Annotated in this window: 22 protein-coding genes and 1 pseudogene; 12 read left to right on the top strand and 11 right to left on the bottom strand. The window is 50.8% G+C overall.

Features of this window, described 5'->3' with window-relative positions:
- Nucleotides 1–34 precede the first annotated feature (34 nt).
- Together codB and QMN38_RS17400 are read left to right on the top strand one after the other, a co-directional pair.
- Entirely contained in the window at nucleotides 35–1,285 is a 1,251-nt protein-coding gene (codB, locus tag QMN38_RS17405; protein ID WP_323605451.1) for a cytosine permease, read from the top strand.
- Nucleotides 1,275–2,555 (top strand): cytosine deaminase, encoded by a 1,281-nt coding sequence (locus tag QMN38_RS17400; protein WP_271440752.1) that lies wholly within the window; start codon nucleotides 1,275–1,277, stop codon nucleotides 2,553–2,555. Before codB ends, QMN38_RS17400 begins: the two co-directional genes overlap by 11 nt.
- 79 nt (nucleotides 2,556–2,634) lie before the next feature.
- Here QMN38_RS17400 and QMN38_RS17395 read toward each other — a convergent pair.
- Nucleotides 2,635–2,709: pseudogene (locus QMN38_RS17395) on the bottom strand (hypothetical protein); the annotation flags it as partial.
- A 280-nt stretch (nucleotides 2,710–2,989) separates the two neighbouring features.
- Here QMN38_RS17395 and dcuC point away from each other — a divergent pair.
- Entirely contained in the window at nucleotides 2,990–4,357 is a 1,368-nt protein-coding gene (dcuC, locus tag QMN38_RS17390; RefSeq protein ID WP_271456285.1) for an anaerobic C4-dicarboxylate transporter DcuC, read from the top strand.
- Nucleotides 4,358–4,401: 44 nt separating this feature from the next.
- On the opposite strand, the gene sspB is transcribed toward dcuC, so the two are convergent.
- The 5 genes from sspB to zapE all read right to left on the bottom strand — a co-directional run bounded on the left by sspB (nucleotide 4,402) and on the right by zapE (nucleotide 8,047).
- On the bottom strand, nucleotides 4,402–4,905 hold the full coding sequence (sspB, locus tag QMN38_RS17385) for a ClpXP protease specificity-enhancing factor (protein ID WP_271441663.1): 504 nt from the start codon (nucleotides 4,903–4,905) through the stop codon (nucleotides 4,402–4,404).
- Between the two features lie 5 nt (nucleotides 4,906–4,910).
- The gene (sspA, locus tag QMN38_RS17380; protein WP_048213444.1) at nucleotides 4,911–5,549 is read right to left on the bottom strand and encodes a stringent starvation protein SspA; all 639 of its coding nucleotides are present in this window, start codon (nucleotides 5,547–5,549) and stop codon (nucleotides 4,911–4,913) included.
- A 315-nt stretch (nucleotides 5,550–5,864) separates the two neighbouring features.
- Nucleotides 5,865–6,257 (bottom strand): 30S ribosomal protein S9, encoded by a 393-nt coding sequence (gene rpsI / locus QMN38_RS17375; protein ID WP_003025138.1) that lies wholly within the window; start codon nucleotides 6,255–6,257, stop codon nucleotides 5,865–5,867.
- Nucleotides 6,258–6,272: 15 nt separating this feature from the next.
- The gene (gene rplM / locus QMN38_RS17370) at nucleotides 6,273–6,701 is read right to left on the bottom strand and encodes a 50S ribosomal protein L13 (protein WP_003025141.1); all 429 of its coding nucleotides are present in this window, start codon (nucleotides 6,699–6,701) and stop codon (nucleotides 6,273–6,275) included.
- A 218-nt stretch (nucleotides 6,702–6,919) separates the two neighbouring features.
- Nucleotides 6,920–8,047 (bottom strand): cell division protein ZapE, encoded by a 1,128-nt coding sequence (gene zapE / locus QMN38_RS17365; RefSeq protein ID WP_323605446.1) that lies wholly within the window; start codon nucleotides 8,045–8,047, stop codon nucleotides 6,920–6,922.
- Nucleotides 8,048–8,239: 192 nt separating this feature from the next.
- On the opposite strand from zapE, the gene zapG reads away from it, so the two are divergent.
- The 3 genes from zapG to degS all read left to right on the top strand — a co-directional run bounded on the left by zapG (nucleotide 8,240) and on the right by degS (nucleotide 11,331).
- The gene (gene zapG / locus QMN38_RS17360) at nucleotides 8,240–8,638 is read left to right on the top strand and encodes a Z-ring associated protein ZapG (RefSeq protein WP_005121352.1); all 399 of its coding nucleotides are present in this window, start codon (nucleotides 8,240–8,242) and stop codon (nucleotides 8,636–8,638) included.
- A 168-nt stretch (nucleotides 8,639–8,806) separates the two neighbouring features.
- Complete coding sequence (gene degQ / locus QMN38_RS17355; protein ID WP_271449014.1) at nucleotides 8,807–10,174, top strand: serine endoprotease DegQ; 1,368 nt, start codon at nucleotides 8,807–8,809, stop codon at nucleotides 10,172–10,174.
- A gap of 89 nt (nucleotides 10,175–10,263) precedes the next feature.
- Nucleotides 10,264–11,331, top strand: coding sequence for an outer membrane-stress sensor serine endopeptidase DegS (gene degS, locus QMN38_RS17350; protein ID WP_005121354.1), 1,068 nt, complete (start codon nucleotides 10,264–10,266; stop codon nucleotides 11,329–11,331).
- 151 nt (nucleotides 11,332–11,482) lie between these two features.
- Here degS and mdh read toward each other — a convergent pair whose 3' ends face one another.
- Nucleotides 11,483–12,418: a malate dehydrogenase gene (mdh, locus tag QMN38_RS17345; RefSeq protein ID WP_040234161.1), complete on the bottom strand. Its 936-nt coding sequence runs from the start codon at nucleotides 12,416–12,418 to the stop codon at nucleotides 11,483–11,485.
- 436 nt (nucleotides 12,419–12,854) lie between these two features.
- Between mdh and argR the strand changes: the two genes are divergently transcribed.
- Nucleotides 12,855–13,325 carry a transcriptional regulator ArgR gene (gene argR, locus QMN38_RS17340; protein ID WP_003025162.1) on the top strand — a complete coding sequence of 157 codons (471 nt, stop codon included), beginning with the start codon at nucleotides 12,855–12,857 and terminating at the stop codon, nucleotides 13,323–13,325.
- Nucleotides 13,326–13,703: 378 nt separating this feature from the next.
- On the top strand, nucleotides 13,704–13,970 hold the full coding sequence (gene yhcN / locus QMN38_RS17335) for a peroxide/acid stress response protein YhcN (protein WP_005121357.1): 267 nt from the start codon (nucleotides 13,704–13,706) through the stop codon (nucleotides 13,968–13,970).
- Nucleotides 13,971–14,019: 49 nt separating this feature from the next.
- Here yhcN and QMN38_RS17330 read toward each other — a convergent pair whose 3' ends face one another.
- A complete protein-coding gene (locus QMN38_RS17330; RefSeq protein WP_271441665.1) occupies nucleotides 14,020–14,304 on the bottom strand; it encodes a barstar family protein in 285 nt (94 codons plus the stop codon).
- A gap of 419 nt (nucleotides 14,305–14,723) precedes the next feature.
- Between QMN38_RS17330 and xapA the strand changes: the two genes are divergently transcribed.
- The 3 genes from xapA to QMN38_RS17315 are packed head-to-tail and all read left to right on the top strand — an operon-like array spanning nucleotide 14,724 to nucleotide 17,774.
- Nucleotides 14,724–15,557 (top strand): xanthosine phosphorylase, encoded by an 834-nt coding sequence (gene xapA, locus QMN38_RS17325; RefSeq protein WP_137382453.1) that lies wholly within the window; start codon nucleotides 14,724–14,726, stop codon nucleotides 15,555–15,557.
- Nucleotides 15,558–15,607: 50 nt separating this feature from the next.
- The gene (tsgA, locus tag QMN38_RS17320) at nucleotides 15,608–16,813 is read left to right on the top strand and encodes an MFS transporter TsgA (protein WP_271441666.1); all 1,206 of its coding nucleotides are present in this window, start codon (nucleotides 15,608–15,610) and stop codon (nucleotides 16,811–16,813) included.
- Nucleotides 16,814–16,871: 58 nt separating this feature from the next.
- On the top strand, nucleotides 16,872–17,774 hold the full coding sequence (locus QMN38_RS17315) for a LysR family transcriptional regulator (RefSeq protein WP_323605442.1): 903 nt from the start codon (nucleotides 16,872–16,874) through the stop codon (nucleotides 17,772–17,774).
- Between the two features lie 40 nt (nucleotides 17,775–17,814).
- Here QMN38_RS17315 and aaeB read toward each other — a convergent pair whose 3' ends face one another.
- From aaeB to aaeX, 3 genes are read right to left on the bottom strand one after another with little or no spacing between them, the layout of a single operon-like run.
- The gene (gene aaeB, locus QMN38_RS17310; protein WP_323605440.1) at nucleotides 17,815–19,785 is read right to left on the bottom strand and encodes a p-hydroxybenzoic acid efflux pump subunit AaeB; all 1,971 of its coding nucleotides are present in this window, start codon (nucleotides 19,783–19,785) and stop codon (nucleotides 17,815–17,817) included.
- A gap of 5 nt (nucleotides 19,786–19,790) precedes the next feature.
- Nucleotides 19,791–20,723, bottom strand: a complete 933-nt coding sequence (gene aaeA / locus QMN38_RS17305; RefSeq protein WP_323605439.1) for a p-hydroxybenzoic acid efflux pump subunit AaeA — start codon at nucleotides 20,721–20,723, stop codon at nucleotides 19,791–19,793.
- A 7-nt stretch (nucleotides 20,724–20,730) separates the two neighbouring features.
- Complete coding sequence (gene aaeX / locus QMN38_RS17300) at nucleotides 20,731–20,955, bottom strand: p-hydroxybenzoic acid efflux pump operon protein AaeX (RefSeq protein WP_323605438.1); 225 nt, start codon at nucleotides 20,953–20,955, stop codon at nucleotides 20,731–20,733.
- Between the two features lie 184 nt (nucleotides 20,956–21,139).
- Between aaeX and aaeR the strand changes: the two genes are divergently transcribed.
- Nucleotides 21,140–22,069: an HTH-type transcriptional activator AaeR gene (gene aaeR, locus QMN38_RS17295; protein ID WP_038634351.1), complete on the top strand. Its 930-nt coding sequence runs from the start codon at nucleotides 21,140–21,142 to the stop codon at nucleotides 22,067–22,069.
- Nucleotides 22,070–22,112: the final 43 nt, after the last annotated feature.

Genomic DNA, 22,112 nt, shown 5'->3' with positions numbered 1-22,112 from the left:
GGCGGATTTTTTGGGCAAAATTCAAGGAGGCGTTGTGTCGCAGGACAACAATTATAGCCAGGACCCTGTCCCTCTGGCAGCGCGGAAAGGCGTGATACCACTGACGTTTGTGATGTTGGGGTTAACATTCTTTTCAGCCAGTATGTGGACCGGAGGCACACTCGGTACCGGTCTTTCCTATAATGATTTTTTCCTGGCAGTTCTCTTCGGTAATCTCCTCCTCGGTATTTACACTGCATTTCTCGGTTATATTGGCGCAAAAACAGGTCTCTCTACCCACCTCCTCGCACGTTACTCATTTGGCATAAAAGGTTCATGGCTTCCCTCAATGCTATTAGGTGGCACACAGGTAGGCTGGTTTGGCGTCGGCGTGGCAATGTTCGCCATCCCGGTGGGTAAAGCGACGGGTATTGACGTCAATATCCTGATTGCAGTTTCCGGTCTGCTGATGACCATGACCATCTTCTTTGGTATCTCGGCACTTACCATTTTGTCCATCATCGCCGTTCCCGCTATCGTCATTCTTGGCAGTTACTCTGTCTGGCTGGCAGTGAGCGATGTGGGGGGATTGGATCATTTAAAAGCCATTGTGCCGCAGACACCGCTGGATTTTTCCACGGCACTGGCGTTGGTCGTCGGATCGTTTGTCAGCGCAGGCACCTTAACCGCCGACTTCGTCCGCTTCGGGCGAAATGCCAAAGGCGCAGTGTTGATTGCCATGGTGGCTTTTTTCCTTGGCAACTCGTTGATGTTTATCTTCGGCGCAGCCGGAGCCGCCGCGGTAGGACAGGCAGATATCTCAGATGTGATGATCGCGCAAGGGCTGCTGCTACCCGCAATTGTCGTACTCGGCCTGAACATCTGGACAACCAATGACAACGCGCTGTACGCCTCCGGTCTGGGCTTTGCTAACATTACCGGCCTTTCCAGCCGCACGTTGTCCGTGGCCAACGGCATTATTGGAACACTGTGCGCATTATGGCTTTACAATAACTTTGTCGGCTGGCTGACATTTCTGTCGGCGGCGATCCCTCCTATTGGCGGAGTGATTATTGCCGATTATCTGTTAAACCACCGCCGGTACACCAACTTCAACACAGCACAGTTTATTCCCGTCAACTGGATAGCTATTCTGTCCGTCGCGCTGGGAATCGCCGCCGGACACTACATCCCTGGTATTGTGCCGGTCAACGCCGTACTTGGCGGCGTATTCAGCTATATCCTGCTGAATCCCCTTTTCAATCGTAGCCTTGCAAAATCCCCGGAGGTCAGTCATGCAGAATAACACCATCACCCTAACTCAAACCCGTCTGCAGGGGCGTGAAGGATTGTGGCAAATCACGATTGAAAACGGGCGTTTTAGCCGTATTGATCCCCAGGAAACAGCATCTGCGCCACAGGGCGAGGTGCTTGATGCCGAAGGCGGGTTGGCCATTCCCCCTTTCGTTGAACCACACATCCACCTGGACACAACGCAAACTGCGGGGGAGCCCAGCTGGAACCAATCGGGTACGTTGTTTGAAGGTATTGAGCGCTGGGCCGAACGCAAGGCAATGCTCACCCACGAAGACGTGAAAACCCGCGCCATGCAGACCCTCAAGTGGCAGATGGCCAACGGTATCCAGTATGTCCGAACTCACGTAGACGTTTCCGATCCTACGCTCACGGCACTGAAAGCCATGCTTGAAGTAAAGCAAGAAGTGGCACCGTGGGTGGAGCTGCAGATTGTAGCGTTCCCACAGGAAGGTATTCTTTCTTATCCCAACGGCGAAGCGCTATTAGAAGAGGCTGTGCGATTGGGTGCCGACGTCATTGGCGCAATCCCTCACTTTGAATTCACGCGTGAATATGGCGTTGAGTCGCTGCACAAAACTTTCGCCCTGGCGCAGAAGTATGACCGACTTATCGATGTGCACTGTGACGAGATTGATGATGAGCAATCGCGCTTTGTTGAAACCGTCGCGGCGCTGGCGCATCGTGATGGCATGGGAGCGCGCGTGACAGCCAGCCACACCACGGCGATGCATTCCTATAACGGCGCATATGCTTCCCGCCTTTTCCGTCTGTTGAAAATGTCAGGTATTAACTTCGTTGCGAATCCGCTGGTGAATATTCACCTGCAGGGACGATTTGACACCTATCCTAAGCGCCGTGGCATCACCCGCGTCAAAGAGATGCTGGAAGCGGACATCAATGTTTGCTTTGGGCATGATGACGTTTTTGACCCGTGGTACCCGTTGGGAACCGCGAATATGCTGCAAGTTCTGCATATGGGATTACACGTGTGTCAGTTGATGGGGTACGGACAAATCAACGATGGGCTAAATCTCATCACCACCCACAGCGCGAAAACCCTGCACTTACAGGACTACGGTTTGAGTATTGGGAACTCCGCTAACCTGGTGATTTTACCTGCTGAAAATGGGTTTGATGCGGTTCGTCGCCAGACACCTGCACGTTATTCCATCCGTCATGGGCGGGTTATTGCCGAGACGGTGCCAAGCCAGACAACACTCCACCTGGCGCAGCCAGAAGCGGTAACGTTTAAGCGCTAGATTTTCTTTTCGGACATGGCCGCAGACTCACAGCCTGCGGCAAAAACGTATGGCGAAATATTTTCTGTCAGACTGCTAATCTGCAACACATCTGTTCAAGTTCTCCCTCAACCATTTTCGACAGTTTTTTACGCGCCAGCGGGCGGCTGCGTAATGGATATGCTCATACAGATGATATATAAAATACATATATTTCAACATGAATGATTGAGCAGATATTTTTTATTACCAAGGGCTAAAACTAACTTTATGAAATCTGCGAACATGATCTTTAAAATTAATCATAACCTACTATTTTAAAACGAAAAACAACCAATCCTCGATTATAAAAACACGATATCCACTCCAAAACACATACCAGAAAAAATATAACATCCGCATTTAAAACAGCGTTATTACCGGATTTATCTTCTTCTCTGGCATGGAGTGAAAAAATGTTCGGCATTATTATCTCTGTCATCGTTTTATTAACGATGGGTTACCTGATCCTCAAAAACTACAAACCACAGGTAGTACTGGCTGCAGCCGGGATCTTCCTGATGATCTGCGGCGTCTGGTTGGGGTACGGCGCACTGGTCGCCAGCGACAAAAGCAGCGGTTATCTGCTGGTCGATATTTATAATGAAATTCTGCGCATGCTTTCCAACCGGGCGGCAGGTCTTGGGCTGTCCATCATGGCAGTAGGCGGTTATGCCCGCTATATGGATAGGATGGGTGCCAGCCGGGCAATGGTCAGCCTGTTGAGCCGCCCACTCAAGCACATCCGCTCACCCTATATTGTACTTGCCGCGACGTATGTCATTGGTCAAATCATGGCACAATTCATCACCAGTGCTTCCGGATTGGGCATGCTGCTGATGGTTACACTCTTCCCAACGCTGGTCAGCCTGGGCGTGAGCCGTTTATCCGCGGTAGCGGTCATTGCCACCTCGATGTCGATTGAATGGGGCATTCTGGAAACCAATTCAATTTTTGCCGCACAGGTTGCGGGGATGAAGATAGCCACTTATTTCTTCCACTACCAACTTCCTGTCGCGTCCTGCGTCATCATCGCCGTCGCCATCGCACACTTTTTCGTTCAACGCCGGTTTGATCAAAAAACACAACCAGACAGCACAGGCTTCAATGAACAAAAAACACTGGAAAATGTGCCGCCACTCTATTACGCCATTTTACCAGTGATGCCGCTGCTCCTGATGTTGGGCTCGCTGTTGCTGGCGCATATGGGATTAATGCAGACAGAGTTGAATCTGGTTGTGGTGATGTTAATGAGCTTGACGCTGACCATGTTTGTGGAGTTTCTTCATAAACACAATCTGCGTGAGACTATGGATGATGTGCAGGCGTTTTTTGACGGCATGGGAACGCAGTTTGCCAACGTCGTCACACTGGTGGTGGCCGGTGAGATCTTTGCCAAGGGCTTAACCACTATTGGCACCGTCGATGCGGTGATTAAAGGTGCGGAACACTCCGGGCTTGGCGGTATCGGTGTGATGATCATTATGGCCGTGGTCATCGCCGCCTGCGCAATTGTAATGGGATCCGGGAATGCACCGTTTATGTCATTCGCCAGTCTGATCCCGGACATTGCTGCGGGGCTGCATATTCCTGCGGTCGTAATGATTATGCCGATGCACTTCGCCACCACGCTGGCTCGTGCGGTTTCACCGATTACTGCAGTGATTGTCGTGACATCCGGTATTGCTGGCGTGTCGCCTTTTGAGGTCGTAAAACGGACAGCCATCCCAATGGCGATAGGATTTGTGGTCAATATGATTGCCACTATCGCGCTGTTTTATTGATATCTGACGCAGAATGCAAAACAGGCCCGCAAGGGCCTGTTTGATTATTTCACTACGCGTAGCGCCGGACGCCCACCGCGAGGAGGCGGTGGCGTGTCATCCGGGTCGTTGTCGTCGGCATTGTCTGGCTTATCGCCATCAATAACGGACATGACCGTTTCATTCTCAAAACCCGACGCGTCGTTATCGTCATCGTTCAAGCTGGCGACATCTTCGTCGTAAGCGGCTTCCGGTTCGAACATCGTACCCGCGCCATTTTCGCGCGCATAAATAGCCAGAACCGCAGCCAGCGGCACAGAAACCTGACGCGGCACACCACCAAAGCGCGCGTTGAAACGCACTTCATCGTTAGCCAGTTCCAGGTTCCCAACTGCACGCGGTGCAATATTCAAAACAATTTGCCCATCACGTGCATATTCCATCGGAACCTGCACGTCCTGGAGCGTCACATCCACCACCAGGTGCGGCGTGAGCTGGTTGTCCAGCAACCACTCATAGAATGCGCGCAGCAGATACGGACGGCGTGGCGTTAGCTGTGGCAAATCCATACAGGTTAACCCCGGCCCAGACGCATTTCACGTTCAGGCTCAGTCAGAGAAGCCAGGAAAGAGTCACGTTCAAAGACGCGAGTCATATACCCTTTCAGTTCTTTCGAACCTGCGCCGTTGAATTCAATACCCAACTGCGGTAAACGCCACAGCAGCGGTGCCAGGTAGCAATCTACCAGGCTGAACTCATCGCTCAGGAAATAGGGTTTTTGACCAAAGACAGGGGCAATTGCCAGCAGCTCTTCACGCAGACGCTTACGTGCAACATCGGCTTCAGATGCGGAACCATTCACGATGACATTCATCAGCGTGTACCAGTCTTTTTCAATACGCTGCATGTACAGGCGGCTCTCACCACGCGCAACCGGGTAAACCGGCATCAGCGGAGGATGCGGGAAACGCTCATCCAGGTATTCCATAATGATGCGAGATTCCCACAGGGTCAGCTCACGATCCACCAGTGTCGGGACGCTCTGATTCGGGTTGAGGTCGATCAGATCCTGCGGTGGATTGTCCTTTTCCACGTGCTCAATCTCGAAACTAACACCTTTTTCAGCCAGCACGATGCGGACCTGATGGCTATAGATGTCAGTAGGACCAGAAAACAGCGTCATTACCGAACGTTTGTTGGCAGCGACAGCCATGAAAACCTCCAGGTATATTCAGAATTTTTACTGCTACCAGCCACTTAGTGGCCAGCCAGAAGTGATGTCACCCAGATTCGGGAAAGTCATTACTGTTCAAAATACAAACAAAAAATGAACAATACCGGATATTTGGGCAGAAAATTGGATGATAGTTTACCAGATTTTGTGACCTTTGTGGTGAGTCGATTCTGGAAATGGGGAAAAAGAGGTGGCAATCAGCGTATTACCGTGATTTTGGGCGGATGAAAATCATAAAAAAACCCGCCGAGGCGGGTTTTTTCGCAAATTGTAATCTGCCGAAGCAGAAAGCAATTAACGTTTGGAGAACTGCGGACGACGACGTGCTTTACGCAGACCGACTTTCTTACGTTCAACCTGACGAGCATCACGAGTAACGAAGCCAGCTTTACGCAGTTCGCCACGCAGGGATTCGTCGTACTCCATCAGAGCGCGGGTGATACCGTGACGGATCGCACCAGCCTGACCAGAGATACCACCACCTTTAACAGTGATGTACAGATCCAGTTTCTCAACCATGTCGACCAGTTCCAGCGGCTGACGAACTACCATGCGGGCAGTTTCACGACCGAAGTACTGTTCCAGAGAACGTTGGTTGATTACGATTTTACCACTGCCCGGTTTGATGAAAACGCGAGCTGCGGAACTTTTGCGGCGACCAGTGCCGTAGTATTGATTTTCAGCCATTGCCTATAATCCCGATTAGATGTCAAGAACTTGCGGTTGCTGTGCCGCGTGGTTGTGCTCGTTGCCAGCGTAAACTTTCAGTTTACGGAACATAGCACGACCCAGCGGGCCTTTTGGCAGCATGCCTTTAACCGCGATTTCAAGCACACGCTCAGGACGGCGAGCAATCATCTCTTCAAAGGTCGCTTGTTTGATACCACCGATGTGGCCGGTGTGGTGATAGTACACTTTGTCAGTACGCTTGTTGCCGGTTACAGCAACTTTGTCAGCGTTCAGAACGATGATGTAATCACCAGTATCTACGTGCGGAGTGTATTCCGCTTTGTGCTTACCGCGCAGGCGCAGAGCCAGTTCGGAAGCCAGACGGCCCAGAGTTTTACCGGTCGCGTCAACAACATACCAGTCGCGTTTTACGGTTTCTGGTTTAGCTGTAAAAGTTTTCATTAAAAGCTTACCCAAATAAATAAGTTACACGTTGGTGAACACCCAAACGTTTTGTCAGTTGAGGTTCACACGACATTGTCCAGCAAACCTACCCCTTCGAATAGCCTATGCCGGCGCATAGAAAGTTTTGGGAAAAAAACTCTCTCGTAACGTGGGGTCGCAAGATTATAGAGAAGTCAGGGTCAAAGATCGACCCCTTTATGTGATTTGCGGCAGGTTTAACCGGCTAAATGTTCCCGCTTCAGATACTCCTCGCTTTGCATCTCCTGCAAACGCGATAAACAACGCTGGAATTCAAACTTCAGGCGCTCGCCCTGGTAGATTTCATATAAAGGCGCTGCGGCGCTGACCACCAGCTTAACGTGGCGTTCGTAGAATTCATCAACCAGCGCGATAAAGCGCCGTGCTTCACTTTCCATCAGCGTCGTCATTACCGGTACATCAGACAGCAGCACCGTGTGAAACAGGCGCGATAACGCGATGTAATCGTGCTGGCTGCGGGCATCGACGCACAGCGTAGTGAATGATACCGCCAGCGTTTGGTTCTCAACGGCCAGCGTCTGCATCGGGCGATGGTTAATCTCCAGCGTCGGCGCATGATCGCCTTTCGCTCCCGCTAAGGCCAGCCAAAGCTTATCCATCTGCCGCTGCGTTTCATCATTAAGCGGGGACAGCCATAAGTGTGCCTGGGTTAACGTACGCAACCGGTAGTCAACGCCGGCATCCACGTTCATGATATCGCAATACTGTTTAATAGCGTCGATCGCGGGAAGGAAGCGCGCACGTTGCAAACCGTTACGATACAGTTCATCAGGCGGAATATTGGACGTTGCCACCAGCGTAATGCCGCGAGCAAATAGCGCCTTCATTAAGCCACCGAGCAGCATGGCGTCAGTAATATCCGAGACAAAAAATTCATCAAAGCACAGCACATCGGTTTCGGCTTTGAAGCGGTCAGCAATCACTTCCAACGGGTCGCTCTGGCCTTGCAGAGCCGTCAGTTCTTCATGCACGCGCAGCATGAAGCGGTGAAAGTGCAAACGCTGTTTACGTGCGCCAGGCAGGCTATGGTAGAACAAATCCATCAGCCAGGTTTTTCCGCGCCCTACGCCCCCCCACATATACAGACCACGCACCGGCGTGTTTTCCTTCGGCTCACGTTTACCCAGCAATTTACCAAAGCGGGCCATCAGTCCACTCTCCTGCGCCGCTGGAGGTGCAATCGTGGTGAGCTCCTGGTAAATCGTTTCCAGTCGATTCACCGCTTCTTTTTGTACATTGTCGGGTTGATGACTGCCGTCGTTAAGGGCCTGCAGGTATCGCGATGTCGGGGAAAGGCTTTGCATGATGTTATTGTTATTCCTTGAGAATCGATGTGCCGTCGCTCACGGTTGACGAAAAAAAGGCCGTTCTACATTACGTGATATAAACACGGGATTCCACTTCTACGGGATTAGCGGTTATAGTGGCATAATCAGGCGCAGGCATGGAGCCTAAAGCCAACACCCTACGGAAACAAAAGACAACGGGAGATGTTCATGACCTGGGAATATGCGCTAATTGGGTTAGTCGTCGGTATCATTATTGGTGCTGTAGCCATGCGTTTTGGTAATCGTAAATTACGCCAACAGCAGGCATTACAGTACGAACTGGAAAAGAACAAAGCTGAACTGGAAGAGTACCGCGAAGAGCTGGTGAGTCATTTTGCCCGCAGCGCTGAGCTACTGGATAACATGGCTGACGATTATCGTCAGATCTATCAGCATATGGCGAAAAGCTCCAGCAGCCTGCTGCCGGGCATGTCAGCGGAAAACAACCCATTCCGCAATCGTCTGGCTGAGTCTGAAGCGGGTAACGATCAGGCACCGGTTCAGATGCCGCGTGACTATTCCGAAGGGGCTTCCGGCCTGCTGCGTAGTGGCGCAAAGCGCGACTAACTGCACATCGTTAAGAAATTTATGGGGCGCAGCAATTGCGCCCTCCGCTTCTCTTCCCGTCCCAGCTATTATTTAGTCGTTAGCCTCATTGTGACCAAACCGAAAATTCAATAACATCAAACTGTTTTGAATCATCTTCCGTTTACTCAAGGTACGAGAGCAGGATCCATGAAAAAACAAACCCAGCTGTTGAGTGCATTAGCGTTAAGTGTCGGGTTAACTCTCTCGGCGCCATTCCAGGCCATTGCGTCGATTCCCGGCCAGGTACCCGGTCAGGCAGCGCTCCCCAGCCTCGCCCCCATGCTGGAAAAAGTGTTACCTGCCGTGGTTAGCGTGAGAGTCGAGGGCACCGCCGTTCAAGGGCAAAAAGTCCCGGAAGAATTCAAAAAGTTTTTTGGCGATGAGCTGCCCGATCAGCCCTCGCAGCCATTCGAAGGACTGGGTTCAGGCGTCATCATTGACGCTGCCAAGGGCTATGTTCTGACCAACAACCACGTTATTAATCAGGCGCAAAAAATTAGCGTTCAGCTGAACGATGGGCGCGAGTTCGATGCCAAACTCATCGGTAGCGACGATCAGAGCGATATCGCCCTGCTGCAAATACAGCATCCCAGCAACCTGACACAAATCGCTATCGCCGACTCCGACAAACTGCGCGTAGGTGACTTTGCTGTCGCCGTCGGCAACCCGTTTGGGTTGGGACAAACGGCAACCTCAGGGATCGTCTCCGCATTGGGTCGCAGTGGTCTGAACCTGGAAGGTCTGGAAAACTTTATTCAGACCGATGCGTCTATTAACCGCGGTAACTCCGGCGGTGCGTTGCTCAACCTGAATGGTGAGCTGATTGGTATCAATACCGCCATTCTCGCACCTGGCGGCGGCAGCATTGGGATCGGCTTTGCTATCCCCAGTAACATGGCGCGTACGCTGGCGCAGCAATTAATGCAGTTTGGCGAAATCAAACGTGGTCTGTTAGGTATTAAAGGTACTGAAATGACCGCTGATATCGCTAAAGCATTCAAACTGGATGTACAACGTGGCGCGTTTGTCAGCGAAGTTCTGCCTAACTCTGGTTCCGCCAAAGCGGGCGTGAAATCCGGTGACGTGATTACCAGTCTAAATGGCAAACCGCTCAGTAGTTTCGCCGAACTGCGTTCGCGTATTGCGACAACCGAACCGGGGACCAAAGTCAAACTGGGCCTGCTGCGTAACGGTAAACCACTGGAAGTTGAAGTGACGCTGGATACCAGTACATCATCTTCCGCCAGTGCGGAAATGATTGCACCGGCATTACAAGGTGCCACGCTCAGCGACGGGCAGCTAAAAGACGGTACCAAAGGCATTAGAATTGATAACGTTGAGAAAAGTAGCCCAGCCGCACAGGCCGGCCTGCATAAAGATGACGTCATCATCGCCGTTAACCGCGATCGGGTGAACTCGATTGCCGAAATGCGCAAAGTGCTGGAAACGAAACCGTCAATCATTGCTCTGCAGGTCGTTCGTGGTAACGAGAGTATTTACCTGCTTTTGCGTTAACCAGGACAACCGGACATCAGCCCCCCGTGTGATGTCCGGTAAACTCGTGATATGCTGCTGCCGTTCCCTTTTTTAATGACGCCGCCATCATGTTTGTGAAGCTTTTACGTTCGGTCGCGATTGGTTTAATCGTCGGCGCCATTCTGCTGGCCGCGATGCCCTCTCTGCGAAAAATTAATACGCTTACCGCACCACAGTTCGACAGCACAGATGAAACTCCTGCCAGTTATAACCCGGCAGTTCGCCGTGCTGCGCCTGCCGTGGTCAACGTGTACAACCGCAGTATGAACAGCACGACGCATAACCAGCTTGAGATCCGCACGCTCGGTTCAGGCGTTATCATGGATCAGCGCGGCTATATCATCACCAACAAGCATGTCATTAATGACGCCGACCAAATCATCGTCGCGTTGCAGGATGGACGTGTCTTTGAAGCGCTGCTTGTTGGCTCTGATACCTTAACCGACCTTGCAGTGTTGAAAATCAACGCAGCGGGCGGACTACCAACGATCCCGATTAATAACAAACGTGTACCGCATATTGGCGATGTCGTGCTTGCCATCGGTAACCCGTACAACCTTGGGCAAACAATCACTCAGGGGATCATCAGCGCCACGGGGCGTATTGGCCTGAACCCAACAGGTCGGCAAAACTTCCTGCAGACGGATGCCTCCATTAACCACGGTAACTCCGGCGGTGCGCTGGTTAACTCGCTGGGTGAGTTGATGGGGATTAACACACTGTCGTTTGATAAGAGCAATGATGGTGAAACGCCGGAAGGGATTGGCTTTGCCATTCCGTTTCAACTGGCGACGAAAATCATGGATAAGCTGATTCGCGACGGGCGCGTTATTCGTGGCTACATCGGCATCAGCGGGCGTGAAATTGCACCGCTGCACGCACAAGGTAGCGGCATGGATCAAATTCAGGGGATTGTCGTAAACGAAGTGGCTCCGGATGGTCCGGCAGCCCAGGCCGGAATTCAGGTCAACGATCTCATCATTTCGGTAAATAATAAACCGGCAGTATCAGCGCTGGAGACCATGGATCAGGTCGCAGAGATTCGCCCCGGTTCGGTTATCTCAGTGGTTGTGATGCGCGATGATAAGCAATTGACGCTGCAGGTAACGATTCAGGAATACCCTGCCACCAATTAACGCTACGTCTACCTCTCACTTGCCATAAAAAAACCGGAGCACAATATATGCTCCGGTTTCTATTAGGCGATATCATAGGGAGTTAGCATGTAATGCCTGATGGCACTACGCTTATCAGGCCAACAAATACACGCTGGCCTCCCCTGGCGTTTTACTTAACGAACTCTTCGCCCAGGGTGATATCTTTCTTCAGCGTGTCCAGCATGCCTTCCAGCGAGCTTTGTTCGAACGCGCTCAGTTTACCGATGGACTGACGTTCTTCTACGCCATTTTTGCCCAGCAGCAGCGGCTGAGAGAAGAAGCGAGCATATTGGCCGTCGCCTTCAACGTAAGCACATTCCACCACACCTTTTTCGCCGCTCAGCGCACGAACCAGTGACAGACCGAAACGTGCTGCAGCCTGACCCATAGACAGGGTTGCAGACCCGCCACCGGCTTTTGCTTCCACTACTTCAGTACCCGCGTTCTGGATACGTTTAGTCAGGTCAGCCGCTTCTTGTTCTGTGAAGCTTACGCCAGGAATTTGTGACAGCAGCGGCAGAATGGTCACACCTGAGTGTCCACCGATAACCGGGACTTCAACATCGCCAGGCTGCTTGCCTTTCAGTTCCGCCACAAAGGTGTTGGAGCGGATGATGTCCAGCGTAGTCACGCCAAACAGTTTGTTCTTATCGTATACGCCTGCTTTTTTCAGCACTTCAGCAGCAATAGCAACGGTCGTGTTCACTGGGTTAGTGATGATACCGATACACGCTTTCGGACAGGTTGTAGCAACCTGCTGCACCAGATTCTTCACGATGCCAGCATTCACGTTAAACAGGTCAGAACGGTCCATACCTGGTTTACGCGCAACACCCGCAGAAATCAGCACCACGTCAGCACCTTCCAGTGCAGGGGTCGCATCTTCACCGCTGAAGCCTTTGATTTTCACAGCAGTAGGGATATGGCTCAAATCAACGGCCACACCAGGAGTTACTGGAGCGATGTCGTACAGGGAGAGTTCTGAACCTGAAGGCAGTTGGGTTTTTAACAGTAATGCTAGCGCCTGACCGATACCACCAGCAGCGCCGAGGACTGCAACTTTCATCCTAAACTCCTTATTATATTGATAAGCAAAATGTCTATTGCTCCGCGGCGGCGACCTTAATTCACAAATCCAATGAATTCAATAACCACGCTTCAAGAATGCGTAGTCACGCAAATTTGGCTTTTATGCATTTAACTTACGTAAAATAAAACCTAAGTTACGTAATTCAAAACCACTCGCACAGTAGAGCAACTTTCCAACAGGTGCTGACAATATACCCTACAGCCCTCTCAAAACAACATCAATTTGATAACATTTAATTTACTTTTAATCTTATTTGCGAGCCGTGACACAGGCATGTTTCTTGATAACGAAATTTGATAAAATCCCGCTCTTTCATAACATTATTTCAGCCTTGAACGAGGCAGACCGTTTGCATAAAAATTCATCTGTATGCACAATAATGTTGTTTCTACCGCCATATTACGGGTGACTTATGCGAAGCTCGGCTAAACAAGAAGAATTAGTTAAGGCGTTTAAAGCGCTACTTAAAGAAGAAAAATTCAGCTCTCAGGGCGAAATCGTCCTCGCGTTGCAGGATCAGGGCTTTGATAATATCAACCAGTCCAAGGTTTCACGCATGCTGACCAAGTTTGGTGCCGTGCGTACACGCAATGCGAAAATGGAAATGGTGTACTGCCTGCCTGCAGAGCTGGGCGTCCCGACAACATCAAGCCCGTTGAAAAATCTGGTGCTGGATATCGACTACAACGATGCCGTTGTCGTTATTCATACCAGCCCAGGGGCTGCGCAGCTGATTGCTCGCCTGCTGGATTCACTGGGTAAAGCAGAAGGTATTCTTGGCACGATTGCGGGTGACGATACCATCTTCACCACACCGGCCAAAGGTTTTACGGTAAAAGACCTGTACGAAGCCATTCTGGAACTGTTTGAACAAGAACTGTAATTCCCTTCCCCGTCACGCCCTGTGGCGGGGGAAAAATCTCTCTTTTCTGTTCCCCTCCTCAGTTTTCCACTACCGAACATTTAACAAATAGTGCGTTTCACCGCCAAAACACATTCACGAGGTGAATGACACTCATCAAAAACGCACAATTTGCAAAATATTGTATCAGTATGAATTTATTAATTTTCTTTTCAAGAAGAAGCTCTAATCTGTATTTTTAATTCCATATAGTTATAAAAAATACTTTTCTTAACACCCAATTACCATGGAAACAATTAGCGTGGTATTAATTTATCGCGTGATTAGTGTATACTTGATTTTGTGATGAGGGTCACGAAACAAAGACCCCTAATAAAAGAATTCGACGAGGTAAATATCATGAAAATCAAAACCACTGTTGCAACTTTAAGTCTTCTCTCAGTTCTCTCTTTCGGTGCAAGCGCCGCTGTTAATCAGGTGAACTCGCAAGAAGCACAGAATCTGCAATCCATGGGTACTATCTCTGTGTCTCAGATCGGTAGCTCACCAATGGATATGCGTCAGGCAATCGCCGCTAAAGCAGAAAAAGCGGGCGCCAGCAGCTATCGTGTCACTGAACTCCGTGAAGGTGCTCACTGGCATGCAACCGCAGAATTGTACAAATAAACCCTCGTCGTCTAGTCCGACGACTTGCCCCCGCCTGCCGGGGGCTTTTTTATGCCTGTTTTGAGTGGCGAACGTTAAAGCGTAACTGCCCTTCGAGCTCTTCTTCTGCTTCATCGAACAGTAAAATCAGCGCGCCATATCGCCTGCGTAACTTATCCGGTAAATGGACAAATTCGATTTCCAGAGGTAACGGCAAGACTTCCCCAACCACAACCTCCCACAAAGAATCTAAATCAACCACCTTTTCCCGGGCCAGGCCAAATGTACGTGCAAACTCACGGTAGAAATCACTCTGATTTTCAATTTCGTCAAAATCAAACGTATAGATATTCATCTATAGCCACCATCCCGACGCCAGTTACTCTACAGACCACCGATATGCAGGGTCTTCCTCAACCTGTTTCCCGTGTATCCCGCCAGCAAAATTTTATGTTCCTGCGGTCCAGGCATCGTTTATCACCCCAGCTAAATGCTCGTCTTAAGTATAGCGCTGCCTCAGTGTGCGCAATACGCCAGGAATGAATTGTTCACTGTTTAGATAAAGAGAGGTACGTCACATTTTTGTGCAAGACTATGACTGCGTTTCAGAAACAGTATGAAACACGTTGGCCATAACGTTCTGAAAAATAATAGGTCCGATATCGATATGATATTTTCAATATGAAAATCATATTAATAACCGCACTTATCATATTGGATTTGTAATTGAAGCCTCCACAAAATGCCTGCAACTGAATAGTCTCTGGAGTCGATATGTCCATGTCTGTTGTCAACGATACCCCGTATGAAGCGGCTGAAATTCTGCGTGCAGCAAAACCCAATTTTCATCCACGTATCGCTCTGATACTTGGGTCAGGTCTGGGGGCGCTTGCCGATCGCATGGAAAATAAAACCACGCTTTCATATCAACAATTACCTGGGTTTCCGGTCAGCACCGTAATCGGCCATGCCGGGGAAGTGGTGATGGGGACGCTTTATGGCATCGACCTCATCTGCATGAAGGGACGTGGGCATTTTTATGAAGGGCTGGGAATGGGCATCATGACCCATGCCGTGCGTACCTTTAAACTGTTGGGCTGCGAATTTTTATTCTGTACCAACGCCGCGGGTTCACTGAACGTAGATATTCCTGCAGGTAGTCTGGTTGCCCTCAACGATCACATCAACACCATGCCATCTACCCCACTTGTCGGGCCGAACGATGAACGCTTTGGTCCTCGCTTCTTTAGCCTCGCTAACGCATACGATCGCGAGCTGCGCCAGCAGCTTCACGGTGCCGCAGAGCAGTTGGGTATCACGCTTCATGAAGGGGTTTTCGTCTCTTATCCTGGCCCTAATTTTGAGACGGCTGCGGAGATTCGCATGATGCAACGTATGGGCGGCGATGTGGTCGGTATGTCGGTGGTACCGGAAGTGATAGCTGCACGCCATTGTGGCCTGAAAGTACTGGCCGTTTCAGCCATCACGAATATGGCTGAAGGCCTCAGTGATGTTGAGCTTTCCCATGAACAAACGCTGAAATGCGCAGCCATGGTGACCGAAGATTTTATTCGTTTGATCAGCCAGTTCCTCAAACAGTACGCCTGATCGTGGTTCCGTAGACGGACAGGTCGCCCTGCTCCGTCTGGAGAAAAGTTATGCCAGACAATCAGTTTTCTCGCGCAAATCTCAATGCCGTTTCGTACCTGAGCTATTACTTTGTTGGCGCACTGGTGTCGACACTGGGGATTGTGCTTGGGCCACTGTGTGCCGCTTTTCATAAAGACCCCAGCTTTATCGGGCAGGTCTTTACCTTGATGAACATCGGCATGTTTGTGCCTATTATGCTTGGCGGCATTCTGATGAAAAAATGGGGGCTGAAAAAACCATTAGTTATTGCTGCAACGCTCACCGTGATTATCAGCGCCGTGCTTTTTATCCAACCAACCTTAACACTGTTTAGCGTTGCAGTGGCCGGCATTGGTGCCTGCGGGGGCGTGTTTATGACCATCGGCAGTTATCTGGTGGTCCGTATTAATCCCGATGAAAAGAGCCGCTCTTCCAGCCTGATTTTTACCGATTTCTTTTTCAGCTTTGCCGGAGCAACCCTTTCTTTACTGTTAGCCTGGATGTTTAAACTGGGTGCCAGTTGGATTGCGATGTATGGGATTATGGGCGGTCTGGGCGCGCTGATGTTGGCACTTACCCTGCGTTGTCGCTTCCCATCGACAGAGGTTGCGCAGCCGCAGCGACACGAGAAAACGGAAGAGTCAGAACCCTGGGGGATCTCCGTCTATTTAATCTGTTTTACTCTCTTTGCTTTCCTGCTGGCTGAACCCATTTTTACCATGTGGACACCGGGCTACCTGCAATCGCGTTTTACACTTCAGGCGCAGGATGCCGCGCTGTTCACTACTGTGTATTGGGTGACGAAAGCCATTGGCCTGTTCCTGAATCAGTTCACCGTGAAGTGGATGAAGCTGCGCACTTTCCTGCTGATCTGCGCAAGCATTGGTCTGGTCTCCATTGCGCTGATTGCCAACAGCAACAATACCACGCTGATTCTGGTCGCGTGCGGCGTGTTTGGTTTCTTTAACTCCGGTTTATTCTCCGGCCTGATGAGCTATGGCTCACTGCAGGTGAGCCGCAGTTCACCAACCTTGATCTCCGCCTTGTTGACGTGCGGCACAGTGGGCACGCTACTGTTTGCCAGCGTATCCTCCATGGTAAACAGCCACCTTGGTCTGCAGGGGGCGGTGAATACGTCAACTGTCGCCTATTGTGTGTTACTGCTGACGCTGGTTATCGCTGTTGCCTGCAGCCAGGCCGAGCGTCTCGCCCGCTCGACATCCGCTGCGGTTTGACAAGCTTTGGGGAGGACGGCATGATGCCGTTTCTCTCCCTCTCTTACGCGTAACCAGCATGATTGATCTCCAGGCCAATAGCCGAATTCGTCTTCGAACATTGAGTTATTTTCAGGTTCTCGCTGACGAGCTGCACTTTGGCCGGGCCGCGGCCCGGTTAAACATCTCTCAACCACCGTTGAGTATGCAGATTAAAGAACTGGAAGAGATCCTTGAAACGACACTATTTGAACGTACCAGCCGTAAAGTGGTTCTCACGCGAGCCGGGCAGGTATTGAAAACGGAAGTCGATCGTATCCTGAGTACCACCGATCAATCCCTCAATTATGTGCGACAGATTGGCCGTAGCGAACATCAACATTTCAACATTGGGATAGTCGGTAGCGCACTGTGGGGGACGCTGCTTACGCGTCTAAAGGGCTTTAAAAAGCAACAGCCGTACGTAAACTGGAGCTTGCAGGAGCTTTCCCAACATCAGCAAATTGAAGCCTTGCATGCCCGGACGATTGATATCGCGATTAGCCGGAACGTACTGCCCCAATCCGAGACGAATATTCGTAGCCAATTGATTTCCCGCGAAGCGGTTGCTCTCGCCGTACCTGAACACGATCCTCTCTGCCAACACCAAAGCGTCTCACTGGCGATGCTCGCTGAACGCCCCATCATTTCGCTTTCATTTAATCAAAGCAATTTCGCCCGTCAGGTACATGACCGCTGTGTTGAGGTAGGATTTTATCCTCTGATTACCCACCAGGTTAACGAACCGCAAACCGCGCTGGCGCTGGTTAGCGCAGGAATGGGCCTCTCTTTGCTGCCAGAAACCTGCGGATTGATCCACTGGCCAGGCGTTCGTTTCTTACCGTTGAATGACACTATTCCAGCCGATCTTTATGCCTACTGGTACGACGAACCGCTTTCCACATTAATGAACGCGTTTATCATGACATTACAGGGGCGGTAAAACTGAAACCGGAAGAAATATCCTCTTCCGGTTAGATGATTTATGAATTGCTGGTCAGTGCATGCTGGTATTTGTGCAACATTCCCGTGAGTCGTTTCACTGGTTCCGTCACCTGAGGCGGGGCTTCCCAGAGCGTTAATTTTTCCTGGTAGATATCAAGTTCCTCCAGCAACTGACTAAAGTAGCGTCGGCGTTTGTCATCATTGACTGCAGAAATAACATGATCGGCAGTACGGCGAAGCTGGCGATGAAACGTCGATAAATTGTCGTTTACCGGTACAGGCGCATCACGTAAACGCTGGTGAGCAATAATCATCGTCAGTGCCAGGCGGAACTTTGCCAGATCGCCGGGGAATTTGTTCATCAGTAAAAACAGCTGCTGATACAACGCCGGAAGGTGATTTTCTTTACGGCGCACAACATTGGTGGTCATTGCGGAGACCGCTGCCGACACAAACTGGTTAAGCAACACACGACCTGTTCTGTCACGCGAGTTATCCCGCACCAGCAGAATAACGATAAACGCCAATACGCAGCCGACAATCTGCCCCAGTGCACTGTCGAGGAACTGGCTAAAGTGGAACGTCATCGGGTTATCCAGCACGATGATGTTAATGGTGCTCGCCAGCGCCCCCATTGAGCCCAGACGCCGCTTTTGCACCTCGATACCCAGAAAGAATCCCAGCACCGCCAGACTCAGACACAGCAATAACATGCTTTGCTGGGTATTGGGGATAATTACCAAAAAATAGAGCGCCCCCAACGGTAATGCTGCCAGCGTGCCATAGATAAAGTCGATGGCTACCATACGGGGGTTAGGCAAACGCATGGCCAACGAGGTGACGACCGCTATCATTACCATCGCGCCACTACCTGATGTCCAGCCGGTCCACAACCAGAATAAGGTTCCCAGCACACAGGACAGCGTAGTACGCCAGAAGTTGACCATTGCATGGTGACGTTCAGCGGATTCCACTTTCACCACCGGCTCGCCCTGCAGGATCTCTTCTTCTATTGCACTGATTTTGGTATTGCTGACCACGCCGCGTTTCAACAGCAGGTAGCGCGTCGCCGCGCCGGCCCAGCTATAAATCGTCACCGGCGTATCACGCTCACCGGTCCAGGCAATCACACGGCGCATCCGCTTCAGTTGTTTATGTACGTCCTGCACCGTTTCAACCGGTGTATCAAACAACTCGCGGAAAGTATCTGTAATCAGTTCTGGTCGCGTATTCTGGATAAGATAGGTTTCGCAGGACTGAGTAATAAGCGTCAGTGACAGTGTGTTCAACGCTTTGAGCCTACGATTGGCGCGCACCCAGCGTGAGGATTCCATGTTCAGGTTGCTGCGCATACCTTCCAGCGCCGCCGTACGACGAACTAAAGTGCCCCAGGCCTTGTCCACCTCTTCGCTATCACCATGCTTTATACACAGCTGCATAAGCTGATATTGCGCCACCAGAAGGCTGTCCAACTCGACATCTATCTCCTGTTTCACTGAACGGGGCGAAAAGAGTAGGTCGGCGATGATAGCGCAGACAATCCCCATCACAATCTCGCTGCAGCGTTCGAGCGCAAATTGTGGCGTCAGCAGAGGCTCCGCCTGAATGGTAATGACGATAATCAGCGCCGTGTAACCCGAAAGCCCCCAGGCATAGGAGTTTTCGATCTTTACCAGTGAAGAGATCCAGGTACAAAAACCGGCCCAGATACAGCACACCAGGATCATCAATAGCGGCGCACGGATCATACTGATGATAATGATCAGCGCGGCAATACAGCCAATAAATGTCCCAACAATACGCAGCATACCGCGGTAGCGGATAGCGCCTGAATAAGGTTCTCCACCGGCGGCAAAGGCTGGGCCTGCCGCCACAATGGCTGCGGTCAGGACTGCCCAACGAGGGGTCTCAAGCTGGAAATGAAAGCCAACAAATAACGCCAGTACAATGGCGCATGCCAGCTTTACCGCAAAGCGGATATGCTGATTGGCAATGGAGAAAATACCCATCACAATTAACCAAACTCGCGCAGACGGTGCGCCATTTTACGGAAGAACGACTCCTGGCTGGCATCGCGATCCTGCTTACCGGTAATAACGACGGTAGCCGTAGTACCGGCCGGCCACATCATTCCCTGTTGATCGTCAAGACGAATACGCACCGGCACGCGCTGCGCCAGACGAACCCATTCAAGATTAGAATCGATGGTTGCCATACCTTTCGCATCCCGTGTGCTGCTGGCATTTGTCACGCCTGCCGCCACGCTATCGACGGTGCCTTTCAACACATTATTACTGCCAAGCGGGGTGATCTCAGCGCGATACCCAGGACGTACACCTTCCAGCTTAGTCTCTTCCATATAAGCCAGTACATAGAATGAGTGCTGTTTTACCAGTGCTACCGCTGTCGATCCGCGGGTAATAAATTCACCGGTATAGACGTTCAGGTTAGTCACCCAGCCATCTGCCGGCGCTCGAATAACGGTTCGTTCGAGATCTAGTGTTGCCAGATCGCGAGTCGCCTGAGCTTTCGCCAACTGGTGTAATACGGTTTGCAGTACGTTGTTTGATTGGTCAATCTCTTCACGAGACATTGCCTGCACGCCCAGTCGGTTACGACGACCGGCTTCCTGGCGTTTTTCCTGTGCCAGTACCTGATAATAAGCGACGTCCGCTTCAGCCTGTTCGAGGGCTTTTTTATAACGTGGCTGATCGATAGTGAACAGGACCTGATCCTTTTTCACCAGTTGGTTATCATGGACGTTAACATTGGTGATAAGACCCGCGACATCCGGTGCAATGGCGACGACATCAGCACTAAAACGTGCATCACGCGTCCACGGTGACTCGGTGTAATAGACCCATGCGCGGAAAATAGCGATAAAGGCCAGAATGACCAGTACGAGAGTTATAGCCGTACGGGAGAGTTTTTTTGTTAGTGTTTTCACTTCAACCTCAAACGAACAGGCGCGATATTAAATAGAAAAGGCGCGATATTAAATAGAAAAGGCAGCAATACAGCGCGGTGTTAAACAGAGCCGGATGCCAGACAAAATCATAGATGCCAGTCGGAACTAACACCCGGCGCACCAGCCAGAAAATCGCCAGTGACAAAAGCAATTCGAAAAAAATCGGTGGGAAGGACAAACCAAACACCACGATAACGGGAAACAGACTCATGTTGACCTTGGTAGCTTAAGAGAGTGCAGGTGATCGATTATTTAGCGTATGTCACCGCAGAGAAGGGCAAGGATGAGCCAGGCGAGAGCGACATAGCTGTTATTTGAATAATAATATATTAGCGTAACTGTTATGCTGTTATCTATATTATGTGATCTAAATCACTTTTAAGCCAGAGTGAACAATGGAACGATTAAAACGAATGTCGGTGTTCGCCAAAGTTGTCGAACTGGGCTCTTTCACCGCCGCCGCAAGACAGTTGCAAATGAGCGTTTCATCGATAAGCCAGACGGTATCCAAACTGGAAGATGAGTTGCAGGTTAAGCTGCTAAACCGCAGCACACGCAGCATTGGGCTTACCGAGGCGGGTAAAATTTATTATCAGGGTTGCCGCCGAATGCTGCACGAAGCGCAAGATGTTCACGAGCAACTGTATGCTTTTAACAACACGCCCATCGGCACGCTGCGCATTGGTTGTTCTTCAACCATGGCACAAAATGTCCTCGCCGGACTGACCGCAAAAATGCTCAAAGAGTATCCTGGGCTGACGGTAAATCTGGTGACAGGAATACCGGCACCCGACCTGATTGCCGACGGTCTGGACGTGGTTATCCGCGTGGGCGCCCTGCAGGACTCCAGCCTTTTTTCGCGTCGTCTGGGGGCTATGCCGATGGTGGTCTGCGCGGCAAAAAGTTATCTCGCCCAGTTTGGTGTCCCGGAGAAACCCGCCGATCTCAGCAATCATTCGTGGTTGGAATACAGTGTTCGTCCGGATAATGAGTTCGAATTAATTGCCCCTGAGGGGATTTCTACCCGTCTGATCCCAGAGGGACGTTTTGTGACCAACGATCCGATGACACTGGTGCGCTGGCTGGCGGCAGGCGCGGGCATTGCTTATGTACCGCTGATGTGGGTTATCAACGAGATCAACCGCGGCGAAGTGGAGATCCTGCTCCCCCGCTACCAGTCAGATCCACGTCCGGTGTATGCGTTATATACCGAAAAGGATAAGCTGCCGCTCAAAGTGCAGGTGGTGATTAACTATCTGACCGATTATTTTGTCGATGTGGCGCAACTGTTTCAGGGAATGTACGGCCGGGGAAAAGAGAAGTAAAAAAGTCCTGGCCGGATAAGGCGTTGACGCCGCATCCGGCAAG

Origin of the sequence: Citrobacter sp. R-1.5.2 (assembly GCF_035064245.1) — a bacterium.
In the GTDB taxonomy this organism is placed as follows: Bacteria; Pseudomonadota; Gammaproteobacteria; order Enterobacterales; family Enterobacteriaceae; genus Citrobacter.
The sequence above is the reverse complement of the archived record's forward strand: the minus strand, read 5'-3'. Positions and strand labels throughout refer to the sequence as shown.

Bases quoted from the DNA above. Each gene is read 5' to 3' on its own strand.
- QMN38_RS17400 (WP_271440752.1), top strand. From the start codon at position 1,275: ATGCAGAATAACACCATCACCCTAACTCAAACCCGTCTGCAGGGGCGT.
- dcuC (WP_271456285.1), top strand. From the start codon at position 2,990: ATGTTCGGCATTATTATCTCTGTCATCGTTTTATTAACGATGGGTTAC.
- sspB (WP_271441663.1), bottom strand. From the start codon at position 4,905: ATGGATTTGCCACAGCTAACGCCACGCCGTCCGTATCTGCTGCGCGCA.
- sspA (WP_048213444.1), bottom strand. From the start codon at position 5,549: ATGGCTGTCGCTGCCAACAAACGTTCGGTAATGACGCTGTTTTCTGGT.
- rpsI (WP_003025138.1), bottom strand. From the start codon at position 6,257: ATGGCTGAAAATCAATACTACGGCACTGGTCGCCGCAAAAGTTCCGCA.
- rplM (WP_003025141.1), bottom strand. From the start codon at position 6,701: ATGAAAACTTTTACAGCTAAACCAGAAACCGTAAAACGCGACTGGTAT.
- zapE (WP_323605446.1), bottom strand. From the start codon at position 8,047: ATGCAAAGCCTTTCCCCGACATCGCGATACCTGCAGGCCCTTAACGAC.
- zapG (WP_005121352.1), top strand. From the start codon at position 8,240: ATGACCTGGGAATATGCGCTAATTGGGTTAGTCGTCGGTATCATTATT.
- degQ (WP_271449014.1), top strand. From the start codon at position 8,807: ATGAAAAAACAAACCCAGCTGTTGAGTGCATTAGCGTTAAGTGTCGGG.
- degS (WP_005121354.1), top strand. From the start codon at position 10,264: ATGTTTGTGAAGCTTTTACGTTCGGTCGCGATTGGTTTAATCGTCGGC.
- mdh (WP_040234161.1), bottom strand. From the start codon at position 12,418: ATGAAAGTTGCAGTCCTCGGCGCTGCTGGTGGTATCGGTCAGGCGCTA.
- argR (WP_003025162.1), top strand. From the start codon at position 12,855: ATGCGAAGCTCGGCTAAACAAGAAGAATTAGTTAAGGCGTTTAAAGCG.
- yhcN (WP_005121357.1), top strand. From the start codon at position 13,704: ATGAAAATCAAAACCACTGTTGCAACTTTAAGTCTTCTCTCAGTTCTC.
- QMN38_RS17330 (WP_271441665.1), bottom strand. From the start codon at position 14,304: ATGAATATCTATACGTTTGATTTTGACGAAATTGAAAATCAGAGTGAT.
- xapA (WP_137382453.1), top strand. From the start codon at position 14,724: ATGTCCATGTCTGTTGTCAACGATACCCCGTATGAAGCGGCTGAAATT.
- tsgA (WP_271441666.1), top strand. From the start codon at position 15,608: ATGCCAGACAATCAGTTTTCTCGCGCAAATCTCAATGCCGTTTCGTAC.
- QMN38_RS17315 (WP_323605442.1), top strand. From the start codon at position 16,872: ATGATTGATCTCCAGGCCAATAGCCGAATTCGTCTTCGAACATTGAGT.
- aaeB (WP_323605440.1), bottom strand. From the start codon at position 19,785: ATGGGTATTTTCTCCATTGCCAATCAGCATATCCGCTTTGCGGTAAAG.
- aaeX (WP_323605438.1), bottom strand. From the start codon at position 20,955: ATGAGTCTGTTTCCCGTTATCGTGGTGTTTGGTTTGTCCTTCCCACCG.
- aaeR (WP_038634351.1), top strand. From the start codon at position 21,140: ATGGAACGATTAAAACGAATGTCGGTGTTCGCCAAAGTTGTCGAACTG.